General features: G+C 27.2%; 15 protein-coding genes. 3 read left to right on the forward strand and 12 right to left on the reverse strand.

Translation table 11 applies throughout. From position 1 onward, the window contains the following. Positions 1–440: 440 nt before the first annotated feature. The 12 genes from B6S12_RS09580 to ruvC form a co-directional block, all read right to left on the reverse strand. Positions 441–1,475, reverse strand: coding sequence for an aldo/keto reductase (locus tag B6S12_RS09580; protein WP_111230568.1), 1,035 nt, complete (start codon positions 1,473–1,475; stop codon positions 441–443). Between the two features lie 130 nt (positions 1,476–1,605). Beyond that, positions 1,606–2,217 (reverse strand): RloB domain-containing protein, encoded by a 612-nt coding sequence (locus B6S12_RS09585; RefSeq protein ID WP_181451029.1) that lies wholly within the window; start codon positions 2,215–2,217, stop codon positions 1,606–1,608. Beyond that, positions 2,207–3,349, reverse strand: a complete 1,143-nt coding sequence (locus B6S12_RS09590) for an AAA family ATPase (RefSeq protein WP_111230570.1) — start codon at positions 3,347–3,349, stop codon at positions 2,207–2,209. The genes B6S12_RS09585 and B6S12_RS09590 overlap by 11 nt, the downstream gene beginning before the upstream one ends. Positions 3,350–3,463: 114 nt before the next feature. Then, the gene (locus tag B6S12_RS11545; protein ID WP_245892646.1) at positions 3,464–3,745 is read right to left on the reverse strand and encodes a thioredoxin domain-containing protein; all 282 of its coding nucleotides are present in this window, start codon (positions 3,743–3,745) and stop codon (positions 3,464–3,466) included. Then, entirely contained in the window at positions 3,715–4,236 is a 522-nt protein-coding gene (locus B6S12_RS11550; protein ID WP_245892647.1) for a radical SAM family protein, read from the reverse strand. Before B6S12_RS11550 ends, B6S12_RS11545 begins: the two co-directional genes overlap by 31 nt. A 41-nt stretch (positions 4,237–4,277) precedes the next feature. Continuing rightward, positions 4,278–4,487, reverse strand: coding sequence for a hypothetical protein (locus B6S12_RS11555; RefSeq protein WP_245892648.1), 210 nt, complete (start codon positions 4,485–4,487; stop codon positions 4,278–4,280). An 872-nt stretch (positions 4,488–5,359) separates the two neighbouring features. Then, complete coding sequence (rlmN, locus tag B6S12_RS09600) at positions 5,360–6,412, reverse strand: dual-specificity RNA methyltransferase RlmN (protein ID WP_111230571.1); 1,053 nt, start codon at positions 6,410–6,412, stop codon at positions 5,360–5,362. Further along, a complete protein-coding gene (locus tag B6S12_RS09605; RefSeq protein ID WP_111230572.1) occupies positions 6,405–6,974 on the reverse strand; it encodes a nucleoside phosphorylase-I family protein in 570 nt (189 codons plus the stop codon). The genes rlmN and B6S12_RS09605 overlap by 8 nt, the downstream gene beginning before the upstream one ends. A gap of 12 nt (positions 6,975–6,986) precedes the next feature. Continuing rightward, entirely contained in the window at positions 6,987–7,238 is a 252-nt protein-coding gene (locus tag B6S12_RS09610) for an RNA-binding S4 domain-containing protein (protein WP_111230573.1), read from the reverse strand. Continuing rightward, a complete protein-coding gene (locus tag B6S12_RS09615; RefSeq protein ID WP_111230574.1) occupies positions 7,235–7,882 on the reverse strand; it encodes a thioredoxin domain-containing protein in 648 nt (215 codons plus the stop codon). Before B6S12_RS09615 ends, B6S12_RS09610 begins: the two co-directional genes overlap by 4 nt. Next, on the reverse strand, positions 7,882–8,514 hold the full coding sequence (gene thyX, locus B6S12_RS09620; protein ID WP_111230575.1) for an FAD-dependent thymidylate synthase: 633 nt from the start codon (positions 8,512–8,514) through the stop codon (positions 7,882–7,884). The genes B6S12_RS09615 and thyX overlap by 1 nt, the downstream gene beginning before the upstream one ends. 8 nt (positions 8,515–8,522) lie before the next feature. Further along, positions 8,523–9,002, reverse strand: coding sequence for a crossover junction endodeoxyribonuclease RuvC (gene ruvC, locus B6S12_RS09625; protein WP_111230576.1), 480 nt, complete (start codon positions 9,000–9,002; stop codon positions 8,523–8,525). A gap of 126 nt (positions 9,003–9,128) precedes the next feature. Between ruvC and dnaA the strand changes: the two genes are divergently transcribed. The 3 genes from dnaA (at position 9,129) to gyrB (ending at position 14,012) form a co-directional block, all read left to right on the forward strand. Beyond that, on the forward strand, positions 9,129–10,424 hold the full coding sequence (gene dnaA, locus B6S12_RS09630; RefSeq protein ID WP_111230577.1) for a chromosomal replication initiator protein DnaA: 1,296 nt from the start codon (positions 9,129–9,131) through the stop codon (positions 10,422–10,424). 178 nt (positions 10,425–10,602) lie between these two features. Further along, positions 10,603–11,670 (forward strand): DNA polymerase III subunit beta, encoded by a 1,068-nt coding sequence (dnaN, locus tag B6S12_RS09635; RefSeq protein WP_111230578.1) that lies wholly within the window; start codon positions 10,603–10,605, stop codon positions 11,668–11,670. Between the two features lie 26 nt (positions 11,671–11,696). Next, positions 11,697–14,012 (forward strand): DNA topoisomerase (ATP-hydrolyzing) subunit B, encoded by a 2,316-nt coding sequence (gene gyrB, locus B6S12_RS09640; protein WP_111230579.1) that lies wholly within the window; start codon positions 11,697–11,699, stop codon positions 14,010–14,012. Positions 14,013–14,409 lie beyond the last annotated feature (397 nt).

A 14,409-nucleotide genomic window follows, 5' to 3' on the forward strand; every position in this document is an offset into this window, starting at 1 on the left:
TTTATTTAAGCATTAAAAGAGATATGTAAATATTTATAATTTACATAAACTATACTTAGAAATTTAATTTTGGAATTCTATTATATGTTTTTTTAAATTTTGATTTATTATTTTTTATTTAGGAAAAATTTATTTATTATTTAAATAATTTAAAAATTTTTTTATTTTAGAAATTCATTTAGAGAAGCTTATCTAAAGTCTTTAGAATGATAAAAGAGATTAAACTTTTAATATTTTTTATTAGACTGCCATACAAATACTTTGTATTTGTATGTGATGATAATGAAAAAATTGTATTAATCTTTTATAAAAGATTTGCAAATAAAAAAGTATCTTAGTAATAATAAATTAAAGTTCAATTATTTGCTTTTAGTTAATAAAGATAATAGAAAATTGAAAGATTTCTTTATCAAGTTTATAATAAAGAAATCTTAAACTTTTTAGTATCTAGCTACAGGATAAGGATCACGAGCTTCTACACTACTTCTTTGAAGCCAATAAGGGTAAGGGAGTTTTGTTTGACTTGCACGATCTAGCATTTGTATATGCTTAGTATCTAGCGTGATTGAAGAGGCTTTTAAATTGTCTTTTAGTTGTGTAGTGTTTTTTGCTCCGATGATTAATCCGCTAATGCTAGGACGACTTAGAACCCATGCTAAAGAGATTTGTGCGAAACTATATCCACTTTCCTTTGTAATGATTTCTAATACATCTGTAATATTATAAAGATGCTCCATATCCATATCCCACGCACCTCCAGCATTTAGCCTAGAACTTTCAATATTTTTTACATTTCTTGTGATTTTTCCTGTAAGCATAGCTCCACTTAGCGGACTCCATACAAAAGTGCCAATCTTTTCTTCCAATGCTAAAGGCATAAGCTCATTTTCTATATCCCTTGCTGCTAAAGAATAATAAACTTGCTGTGCTACTGGTCTTTGTAGTTTGTATTCATCTGCGATTTTTAACATCTTCATCAAATGCCATGCTGAATAATTACTAATACCAAAATATCTAATTTTCCCTACACGCACTAAGTCATTTAAAGTTTGTAAAGCTTCTAAATGAGGAGTTTTTGCATCATAACAATGCAAATAATACAAATCAATATAATCACTTTTTAATCGCTTCAAGCTCTCATCTACACTTTTTAAAATTTTTGCTCTTGAAGTGCCTATATCATTTGGATTTTCGCTTAGTGGTTGTCCTGTCTTTGTAGAGATAAAAACATCTTCTCTTTTATAATCTTTTAATGCCTCTCCTAAAATCTTTTCTGAATCTCCTAAAGAATAACAATCTGCTGTATCAAAAGCATTACAACCATAATCCATACAAGTTTTAATAAGCTCTTTGGCCTCTTGTAAGTTTGTTTGCCCCCATCTTTTAAAAAATTCTGTGCTACCTCCAAATGTAGCTGTGCCTAACATCATTGCTGGTATCATTTGTCCGCTATTACCTAATTGTCTATATTGCATAAATATCCTTTATTATTTTTAATAATACTTAGATTATAGCACTTATTGTTGTATCAAAACTTATTCTTAGGATTTTTGAGCTTTTTTGGATTTTGTGTGTAGAAATAAAACTCTACTATAAATTAAACATTTATTGATTTATTTTTTCAATAAATGCTCTAAAAAGATATAAATTACTTTGAACGAAGTGAAGACTATTCTCATTTATAATATATTCATTATTATAAAAACACTCTATATTTTGAAAATAATTCTCTGCATTTTTTATATTCCCACCCTTATCTAAAATTTGATAATATAAATCTTTAGTAGATGCTTTAAAACTCTTTGCATCACTGTATCCTAACTTTTTGTAAAAACTCTCTTTACTATTTTTACTATTATCTTTAAAGTGAAATCTCAGCCAATCCTCAAAATTATCAAGTGTTAAAAATATTTTTATATTACCTTTTGATTTTTTTATCTCGCTAATAAGATTTTTTAAATATTTTAGTTCATTGTTGTCATTTTTTGCCCTATCTAAATCTATCACAATTATAAGCTTATCAGGATAAGGCTCTCTTTTTATATCAATAAATATATTTTTATAAGAATTTTTATTTTTTAAATTTTTTATGCTTATATGGATATTTTCATATCTTATTTCTCTTAATAAAGATTTAAAATATTCTTCCTCTGTTTTACCTTCACACCAAATTTGTATATTAGGCTTTATCTTCTTATTTTCTCTCCTATTCATCATAAAGCCCTTTTAAATAGTCAATATATGCTTTTTTCTTTTCGCTTCTAATATCATATTCATAATATGTTCTTATCTTGCTTTCTAGATTTTGGTCTTTTTGAACTAAAAATATTTGTTGTGAATTTAAAAAGCTTATATCAAATAATAAAACATTATGTGATGAAACAATTAATTGACCTTTAGCATTTTCTTCTGTATTAATAAGATTATTAAAAATACGAATTAATGCTAAAGTGCTTATAGACGAATCAAATTCATCTATAAAAATAATTTTATCATTTTCTATAATTTGAGTAATTTTATCAGCAAAATTTACAATTTTTTTAATACCTTCTGATTCAGATTGATAACTAAATCTTTTGTCATTGCGAATGAAGAAGATTCTATAAGTATTTTTATCATCTTTCTTATATTCTTCAAATTCAAAATCACTAATTGTTTTATCTAGTAATTGAAAAACATCTAGAATATTTTCTTTATGTGCTAAAAAATAATCTTTCTTATATTCTTCAAAATCAAAAATATAGTGTTTAGAATAATTACTACTCATATAAACCTCAATATTGTCTATGAGTTTTATAAAATCATTACGCTGAGACATTTCAAAATCTTTCAAAAAATAAAAAATATTCTCACTCAATTTTCTTGAAAATAGCTCATCTAAACTCCCATCAATATTTTTTATACCAAGATTAAATTGAGCTTTTTCATTAGAAAAATTATAAATATCTTTATTGTTTTTGATAAAATATTCTTTCAATATATATTCTCTATCAAACTCTATACCATATACAAAAATATTATTCTTATTATCTGATAATTCAATACTAAGTTTAATAGTCTTTGAATTTTTATTAAAGATATTACTCGTTAAATGCTCTCTTAGAGTATGTGAAAAACCATATCGTATAATATTAAGTAAAATTTTAATGCCTACAAATAAATTAGTTTTCCCACTTGTATTTTGTCCAAAAAAAACTGCTGATTTCATGGGCTTATCATTTTGAGAAAGACTAAAATTATACTCATATTTTGTATTTTTTAATTTGCTTTTTGGTTTAGCTGTAAAATCTACAACTTGAATTTCTTGACCAAATGAATATAAACCTGCTATTTCAATTTTTCTAATCATATTATATCCTTAATGTTTCTATTATATAATATTTTTTATTAATATAGACAAAAAATATGTTTATATTAAATTTGTATTTTCTTTTTAATAACAAGGTGCAACTATATTTCTCTCTTAATCTTTCTCTAGTTGTAAAACCTTTTTTGTTTGAATGCCAATGGGAATTTTTTTCATAGGTTGGCTAAAATCTCTACAATAATCACAAGATTTATAAAAATCTTGTGCATAAAACTCTAAAAATCTTTCTTTACTATCTTCTAGATTGATAAAATCTCCTTTAAATTCTTCTAATCCTTTTAAACGCGATAAAGAACTTGCAATAGGACATACAAAAATAGCTCCTTTTGGTGCTAAACTTATATCTTTTAACCCTCTTGGCTCATTAAGCTCACACAAGACATTCTACAATTATGGTAATTTTTAATAATTTCTTCTTTGCTTCTGCCTCTTTTATAAATCTTATCTATATCATACCAATAACCTATTGTATTATAAGAATAAGCGATATTATTCTCTTTTAACTTTTTAATAATGCTATCCTGCTTAAGAGGCACTTTAAGATTTGGGGAACTTCTATAATCTGAAATGCTAATTTTTCTAGCCTTTTTAGATTTTTTAAATCTTTCTACAAGTTCATCTTTAAAATCAATTGTAGCATTTGTTAAAATATCAAAAGTTAAAATCTGCTTTTTATCCTCTAAATAATCAATCAATTTTGGTAAATCTTTAAAAAGCAAAGGCTCTCCACCCATAATTCTAACTCTTATAATCCTATCCACTTTACTTAGTAAAGTTTCAAGACTATTAATAATACCCTCTAGGGAGCAAGTATATTGATTAGAAGAAGAAAAGTATTGCATTAAATTATTGCACGATTCACATCGCATCGTGCATTTTGTAGTAAGGACTATTTCTAAATAGGGAATATCTATTTTATACCCCCCCCCCCCGCTCCTAATACTCTTTTTTCAAAATACCTTTTTAGATAAAATCTTCTTAGAAATGTCGCATAAGGGATTTTAAAAATCCTTGCAAAGCCTCTTTTACCACATAAATAAGAAAAATACCAACCAATATTTTCCTTAATATATCTTTCTTGGAATAAAGAATTATGGATTAAATCTTCTCTATTTATCATTTTTTGTCCTTACATTAATTATTTTTATCAATTTTGCAGATATTTAAATTTATAAAAAATAAAAAGTCTGCACTTTTAGCAATAAAATAATACCATATTTATAAAACTTCTTATAGAAATAAATTCTATTATAATAAACTTCATAATGATTTTATTTAGATAATTATATTTGATAAATTATTATGGCTATTATATTATCTGAAAATTTTTTATTATATTAATGTTCTACTTTTAAATATTAATCCCATTGCTATTATATTGAGTATAAGCGAAATATCTTTTAAATATGAAAACAGAATATTACTGCTAAGATTTGAAAAATCCATGGCAATCTAAAAAAGAATAAACTATCAAACTAATTTATTGGATTGCCACGAGTTCTACGAACTCTCGCATTGACATAGAGGGTAATAGATTGCTATACAAATACTTTATGTTTGTTTGTGATGGGAATTGTTTGTTATATTGATATTTATTTAAATATTCTTCTTTGTTTAGAGAATTTAGTAATTATTTTTTATTAAAAGATTGATTGAAGGATATTTTATTATTTAATCTTTTAATGAGAGTTTCTTTTTTATTTTAAATTTCATTTAGAGAAACTTTAACTAAAGCCTTTAGAATGATAAGAAAAGAATTTTAAACTTTTAATGTTTTTATTAGATTACCATCGGCGATTACATCGCCTCGCAATGACGATATAGAGTAATAAATCGCTAAAGTCTAAAGGCTCTCGCAATGACACTCTATTCTGTCATTGCAAACGAGAAGCTAAGCAAAATGTGTCAATCTAAAGAGAATAACCTTAAATGTAAAATCATTAAATTGCCATGCAAATATTCTATATTTGCATACAGTGACAATTTAGATTTTTAATTATGAAGTTCTTTTTCGCGTAGTTGTCCGCATGCTGCTGATATATCTAACCCCTTACTTTCTCTAATCGTGCATAAAAGCCCTTTTTTTAATAAAAACTCTCTAAAAGCCTCCACTTTTTCTTTACTAGGGCGTTTATAAATGCTTCCTTCATGTGGATTAAAATAAATAAGATTTACTTTTGCTTTAATTTTATTCAAAAGTGCTACAAGCTTTTTAGCACTTTCTAACCCATCATTTAAGCCATCTATCATAAGATATTCAAACATCACATGCTTTCTACTATCAATAGGAAATGTCCTTACCTCATCAATAATCGCTTGAATATTATATGCTTTATTAATAGGCATTAATTCGGTTCTTAATTTATCATCAACAGCATGGAGTGAGATTGCAAGTTGCACACCTAAATTCAATGCACCAAGTTTTTTGATTTTTGGTGCAATACCGCTTGTAGAAATTGTTTGGCGTCTTGCTGAAATACTAAGCCCATCAAGCTCGGATAAGATACTAATACAACCTTTCACACTCTCTAAATTATCAAGAGGTTCTCCCATGCCCATATACACAATATTTACTGCTTTATTAGAAGGGATATTTTGATCTTTTTTGATAGCCACTACTTGATAAACCATCTCTCCTATACTTAAATTTCTTACAAATCCACCTTTAGCAGTGAGGCAAAAACTGCAACCCACTTTACAACCAATTTGTGAAGAAAGACAAAAAGTAAATTTATCCTCTTTCATTTTTAAAAATACAGCTTCATAAGTTAGATTATCTAAAGTTTTAAAAAGATATTTCACGCTTCCATCACTAGATTCCTCTTTTCTAGCAATTTCTACCGCATTACTTGTATAATTATCCTTTAAAAACTCTCTTAATTCTTTGGGTAAATTTTCCATTTTTGAGAAATCATCTTCATATTTTGTATAAAGCCAATGGTAAATTTGCTTTGCTCTAAAGCTTGGAAATTGTTTAATAGGATTTTCTACTAACTCTTTTATAAGTTCCTCTTGTGTAAAAGAATAAATATTTTTCTTAGACATAGAATTTTTCCCTATAATTTTCTTTAATATAATTTTCTAATCTTTTTTTTGCTTCATTATGGTTTGAAAAAAACTCTTTTTGAGAATCTTTATGGATATGGTTTGTGACACAAAATATTCCAAAAGCTGGAATTTCAAAATTTTTCGCTACTTGTAAAATACTAAAAAATTCCATATTTTCATATAAAATTCCTAGTTTTACCATAATTTGTGCTAAACTTTCATCCGTGCTTATATAGTTGCTACAATTCACTATTTTTTGATTTTGGTTAAGCAATGTTTCATGTGAAACATTTTGTTTTTCTAAACAAATAAAATTATCTAAAGGTGTATAAGACTTTTTTTCCAAAAAAGATAATTCTATATTACTTGCACTCTGTGTTTCAAAAATTTCTAAAAGTTTTTGATTTCTATCATAGCTTCCACAAGTCCCTATAAAAATAATTTCATCAGGTTTATCTCTATAAATAGAATGGGTAAGATTAATAGCACTCTGCACTAATCCTACACCAATACTCTTTGCAAAAGGAAAACTTTCAATCTCTCCTGCACAATAAATCACTTTCTACCCCTTTTAATTTTCTATTTCTTTATAAAATAAATGGGATTCATTTTTCTTTACATTTTTAACTTCTGGAATTTGCAATACTTGAAAAAATCTTGATTTTTCTAAAAATGCAATCTCAATCACATCGCCCACTTTTACATCTCTACTAGCTTTTACACTTACACCTGCGATTTTTACAACCTTATTTTCAATCATATCTTGTGCAATTGCTCTGCGTTTTACGATATTTACAGCATTTAGATATTTATCAATTCTCATTTTTGCTCTTTTAAAACATCTATTTTATAGATTAAATCCTCTACACCTTCAATATTTTGTGCCTTTATCATATATTTACCCTTGACAATAAAGCTAGGCACACCTTGAATACTTGCATATTCTAAAAGACTATCCCAAAATTCTAACAATTCTTTAACCTCTTTAGATTTTAGTAAAGTTTTATATTCTTTAGCTTCTAATTTTAAGATTTCTAAACTAAGCTTTGTTAAATCTTCTTCATTATTTATTTTTTGAGAACTTTTACCATGAAAAATAGCAAAATAATTATCTAATAACATCTTATAGCTTGTATTTTTAGATTTTATATCTTTACCCTCTTTTTTATCTTTAATGAGAGCTACTGCTAAAAATTCGCTAATTTGTGTATGAAAACGCACATTTGTTTTCATATGTGCTGGATAAAATTCAACATTTTCTGGAAGCAATTCTAAAAGCAATGGCAAAACTTCTTTATGATAATACGCACAATGCGGACAACCAATATTAAAAAGTTCAATCACACTATTTTCCATATTTTTGATAGGTTTAGATAAAACAATATAATCCTCACCCTCTTTTAAATCATTTGCAAATACAGAACCTAAAAACAAAAATCCAAGAAATAAAACTTTAAAAAATTTCATTATTCACTCTCCTTAGCAATACAATTTTCAAAAATAAATTGATGTTCTTGTGGTAATTTTTCATAAATATTTTTAGCTAAAATTCTAATCTCCCATAAAGCAGATTTAGAACTTCTTAAAGCTAGAAAATTTTGCAAACTTCTTGCATTAATACTCCAAGTTAGCTCCGTTTTGTAAGACTCTGGCATTGCAAATTTTGCTAAATCATTGCTAATATTCACAATTAAAAGTTTGCGTAAATTTTCTAATGCCATTAAAGAAGCTTCATTTACTGCTTGATTTTCTGTAAAAACCAAAAATTTTTTAGCCCTATTTAGATTATCTTCACAAAAAGGTAAAAAAGATTCTTCTTCTTTTAACTCTTTTAAAGTATAGCGACTACTTTTAACCGATAAAGACGCCATTCTATGTCTTGCTAATTCTTGCAAACAAGCTCTACTAATCCCTTGAATATAAAAATTATAATTTAAATGTTCTAGCGTAGAAGCATGTTTAAATTTATTCCCTACTCTATCTATAAGTTCAATATCCTTTTCTCCGCCATTATCGCCCTTTTCAAAACTTTGCCAACAAGTTCTAATCGCATGGGAACAAATTTTCAAATCCGTGTAATTTAAAAGTGTAATTTCCATTTCATTCCTTATTTAATTTGTAATTTTAATCTTTGCGAATGGGTAATCGCAATCGCAATCGCATCTGTAATATCAAGAGGTTTTATCTCTCCTTTAATCCCTAAAAGCCTCTTTACCATAAAAGCCACCTGCTCTTTTGTAGCTTTTCCATTCCCTGTTAAAGCCTTTTTAACTTGTAAAGGAGTGTATTCTGCAAAATTTCCAAGCTCTTGTAAAATCTTTAAACTCAAAGCACCTCTAAATTGTGCTAATTTAATAACACTTTGGGGATTATAAGCATAAAACATATCTTCAATCGCCACACAATCTATTCTATGGTTTTTTAATACTAAATCAATCCCCTCTACAAATTCTAAAATTTGGTGTTGCAAAATTCTTTCTTTTATTTTAATAAGTCCTGCTTCTATGAGTTTTATTTTACCCTTATCTAATTCTAAAACTGCATATCCACAATTCCGACTTCCAGGATCTATGCCTAAAATATTCATTCTTTTCCTATCCATTAAAAGATTTGAAATTATAGTAATTTTTTAGTTATCTTCGGATAAAATCTACAATAAACTTTATTCACACCCCGTGAATAAAATGTGAATAACTTCTAAAAGGGGCTAAAATTGCACTCTATCTTATTACAACTCAAAAAAGAAATCACACCTTTTGAATATGATAATTACATTAACCAACTTACTTTTAACGAAAAATACTCTCGCGATGATAGAGTAGTATTTAATGCACCTAATGTTTTTGTAGCTAGCTGGATTAAGACAAAATATGCACAAAAAATCGCACATCTTTTTGAAATTACAAATGGAATAAAGCCTGAAGTGATTATTGAAGTTTTCACACCCTCTAAAAAACAAGAAATCAAAAATATTCAAAAAAAGGTGCAACAAACAAGCAATCTCAATCCTTCTTTTACTTTTAATTCCTTTATTATGGGAAATTCCAATAAATATGCTTGTGAAGTAGCAAAAATCGTAGCAAACAATCAAAGCACAAAATACAATCCTCTTTTAATCTATGGCAACACTGGACTTGGCAAAACACATCTTCTAAATGCCATAGGAAATGCAAATGTAGCCGTGGGTAAAAATGTGATTTATACTACAAGTGAGCAATTTTTAAACGATTTTATGTTGCATGTTAGAAACTCTACAATGGATCGCTTTAGAGAAAAATACCGTGCTTGTGATTATCTACTTATTGACGATATTCAATTTTTAAGTGGAAAATATCAAATTCAAGAAGAGTTTTTTCACACTTTTAATGAATTAAAAGAAAACAACAAACAAATCGTATTAACTTCCGATAGACCTCCTAAAAATATGGATGGATTAGAAGAAAGATTAAAAACACGCTTTAAATCAGGACTTCTAGCAGATATACAACCTCCAGAATTAGAAACAAAAATCAACATTATTCGCACAAAATGTGAATTTGATGGAATCTCTTTAGATAATGATGTAATTCACTACATTGCTGCACATATTAACGATAACATTAGAGAAATTGAAGGTGTTTTAACCAAACTCAATTTTTCTATTAATGTTACAAATATTCAAGAAGTAAAAGTAGATTTTGTAAAAGATATTTTAAAAGAATATATTAAAGAAACAAAAGAAAATATTTCATTAGAAAATATCGTAGAAGTGGTTTCAAAATATTTTAACATCAAACCTTCAGAAATTAAGAGTAAAAACCGCTCTAAAAACATTGTAACTGCAAGAAGAATTATTATCTATCTTGCAAGAAATCTTACACCAAATTCTATGCCAACTTTAGCAAACTTTTTTGGTATGAAAGATCATAGCTCTGTAAGTAAAGCTATGAAAAATATAGAACAAGATTTAAAAAGTAATGAAAGCTTTAAATTAACTTTAGAAGAACTAAAAAGTAAAATTGTGCATTAATGTATAAAAATTTAACCTCATTAAAAACATATTTTTGCTAAAATTGTGAATAAATGTGAATAAGTTTTTATATAATTTCACATTTACATCAAAGTATTTAAGGGACTTAAAGCAGTTTTTCAACATTGCACACCCCCTACTAATACTACTAAATTTATTTATTAATAAAGGGAATTCCATGAACATTAACATTTCTAATAGTGTTTTAGATAATATCTTAACCAATTTGCAACCTTTTTTAGATAAAAAAGACTCTAGCCAAATCACTTCCCATATTTATTTAGAAACTAAAGACAATGAATTAATCTTTAGAGCGACAGATTTTGAAATGGGACTTTTAGCTACAACACAAAACTTAAACATCATAGAACAAGGAATAGCAACCGTTAATGGAAAACAAATCCTAGATATTATTAAAAGATTAAAAGAAGGTGAAGTTTCCTTACACACTAAAGATGAAAATCTTATCATTAAACAAAATAAGAGTTCTTTTAAATTACCTATGTTTAATGCACAAGAATTTCCAGAATTCCCAAGCTTAGAAAACTTATCAAAATTAGAAGTGAATGCAATAGAACTTATCTCTTCTATGAAAAAGATTTTTCCTGTTATTGATACAAACAATCCAAAAAGAGAATTAACAGGAGCACTTTTAGATATTAAAGAATATTCTTATAATTTTGTAGCAACAGATACTAAAAGACTTTCTATTGTAAAATTTGACAATCCATCAGGAAACAAACTAGCTCTTATCGTCCCAAAAAGAGCTATAACAGAAATTCAAAAACTCTTCTTTGATCAAATAGAACTCTACTATAATGAAAAAGAACTCATTATAAAATCTAAAAATTACATTTTCTTTACCCATTTAATCAATGGAAAATTCCCAGATTATGAGAGAATTATCCCAAAAGAAACTTTAGTAGAATTCTCTGTTCCAAAAGCAAAAATTATTGAAGGAATTAAGCTTATTAACTCTATCACTAATGATGTGAAATTAACCTTTAAATCCCATCAAATTCTTTTTGAATCTCTAAGCAGTGATAACTTAGAAGCATCTACAGAAGTAGAAATAGAATTACCCATTGCAGAAGAAATTATTTTAGGTATTAATTCCCGTCATGTAATGGACTTTTTAAATCAAATTGATACAATGGAATTCACTTGGTGTTTAAATGAAAAAAATGCACCTTTTGTCTTAAAAAGTGAAAATTTTTCAACAGTTATTATGCCTATTATTTTATAAGTTAAGAAACTCTTTTAAGGAAAGAAATGGAAAAAGAATACGCTGGAAGTAGTATTAAAGTTTTAAAAGGCTTAGAAGCCGTTAGAAAACGCCCTGGAATGTATATTGGGGATACAAATATTAATGGACTACACCATTTAATTTATGAAGTTGTAGATAACTCTATTGATGAGGCTATGGCAGGATATTGTGATACAATCCACATTACTTTAACTAAAAATGGAAGTGCGATTATTAAAGATAATGGGCGTGGTATTCCAGTTGATATCCACCCAACAGAAAATATTCCTGCAGCAACTGTTGTTTTAACTGTGCTTCATGCTGGTGGTAAATTTGATCAAGATACTTATAAAGTTTCTGGTGGTTTGCATGGTGTAGGTGTATCTGTCGTTAATGCACTCTCAAAAAGTCTTAAAATGACAATCCATAAAAATGGAAATGTCTATGAACAAAACTTTGCACAAGGTATTCCCCAAGATGAATTAAACATAATAGGCACAACAAAGCAAAATGGAACTACCATTGAATTTATTCCTGATGATAGTATTTTTGAAGTTACAAATTTTCAAAGAGAAATTTTAAGTAAAAGATTTAAAGAACTCGCTTATTTAAATAGACAAATTACTATCCATTTTAAAGATGAACGCGATGGATTTAATGAAATTTATCATTTTGAAGGTGGATTAAACCAATTTGTAGAAGATTTAAACAAAAAACAACTTATCTCTACAATTATTAGTTTTGAAGGGAATGAAAGTAATACCGAAGTGCAAATTGCTCTAGCTTATAATGATAGTTTTGATGAGAAAGTATTAAGCTTTGTAAATAATATTAGAACTATTGATGGTGGAACACATGAAGCAGGATTTAGAGCAGGACTTACTAGAGCAATTACAAACTATATTGAAGCAAATGCAAATGCAAGAGAAAAAGACTCTAAAATCACAGGAGATGATATTAGAGAAGGACTTATTGCAGTAGTTTCTACAAAAGTAGTAGATCCTCAATTTGAAGGGCAAACAAAAGGAAAATTAGGAAGTTCTTTTGTCCGCCCTATCGTGCAAAAGCTTACCTATGAAAAACTAGCAAAATTCTTTGAAGAAAATCCAAACGAAGCAAAAGCAATTATGCAAAAAGCTCTCCTTGCAGCAAGAGGAAGAGAAGCTGCTAAAAAAGCAAGAGAACTCACAAGAAAAAAAGAAACTTTTAGTGTTGGCACATTACCAGGAAAGTTAGCAGATTGCCAAAGTAAAGATCCAAGCATTAGCGAACTTTATTTAGTAGAGGGTGATTCTGCGGGTGGTTCTGCAAAACAAGGGCGTGATAGAGTGTATCAAGCAATTTTACCTTTAAGAGGAAAAATTTTAAATGTAGAAAAAAGTAGGCTTGATAAAATCCTAAAAAGCGAAGAAATTAAAAATCTTATTACCGCTTTAGGATGTGGAATAGGAGAAGATTTTGATATTTCTAAGATTCGCTACAATAAAATCATTATTATGACAGATGCTGATGTAGATGGTAGCCATATCCAAACACTTTTAATGACTTTCTTCTTTAGATACTTAAAAGGTATTATTGAAGCAGGATATTTATATATTGCCCAACCTCCTCTTTATCGTTTTAAAAAGGCTAAAAAAGAAATTTATCTAAAAGATGAAAAAGCATTATCAGCATATTTGATAGAAAATGGTATTGAAAATTTTGAATTTTTAGGAATTGGAACTAAGGATTTAATAGAATTTTTTAAGATAGTTTCTCATTATAGAAATGTTTTAAGTTCTTTAGAAAAAAGATTTCCATTTATTGATATTGTAAAGTTTTTAATTGAAAATTCTGACTTTTTAGGACTTAAAAATGAGGAACTTTACACAAAAGTCAAAGAAAAAATTGAGAGTTTGAATTTCAATATTTTAAATGAAATCGTAGATGAAGAAAAAATACAACTTTATGTGCAAACAAGTTCAGGCTTAGCAGATGTTAAGATTGATGATGAGTTATTTTCACATCCTCTTTTTGAAGAAGCACATTTTGTATATAGTAAAATTAAAGAGAGAGAATTAGATTTTCTAAATGGTAAAGATCCTCTAATAGCTTTAGAAGAAGTAGAAGAAAGTAGTAAAAAGGGTGCAGAAATCCAGCGTTATAAAGGTTTAGGTGAGATGAACCCAGAGCAACTTTGGGAAACAACAATGACACCAGAAAATCGTCGCCTAATCCGCGTAGAAATTAATGATGAAATGGAAGCAAGTGATGTATTCTCACTCTTTATGGGTGATGAGGTAGAACCACGAAGAGAATATATTCAAACCCATGCAAAAGATGTTAAACATCTTGATGTATAATCAAAAATAAAACTTACTTTGCCAAACCTTTTTGGTATGGCACTTTTCATAATTAAAACAAGTTTTTTAATCATTACTAAAGCATATAATTTTTTTAAATAAAATGTAATGCAAGATAAGATAATTAAAAATTTCAATTTCATTAAAATATTGGAGTAATCTATATTAATAACATTATAAAGTAATCTCTTTATTTTTTTCTTATTATTTTAAGATTTTAGCCGAAAAATCACTGAATGAAACTCTAAATTTCTTAAATAATAAATAAATTTTTCCTAAATAAAAAATAATAAATCAAAATTTAAAAAAACATATAATAGAATTCCAAAATTAAATTTCTAAGTATAGTTTATGTAAATTATAAATATTTACATATCTCTTTTAATGCTTAAATAAA

The sequence above is a fragment of the Helicobacter valdiviensis genome, from assembly GCF_003245365.1.
Taxonomy (GTDB): domain Bacteria; phylum Campylobacterota; class Campylobacteria; order Campylobacterales; family Helicobacteraceae; genus Helicobacter_D; species Helicobacter_D valdiviensis.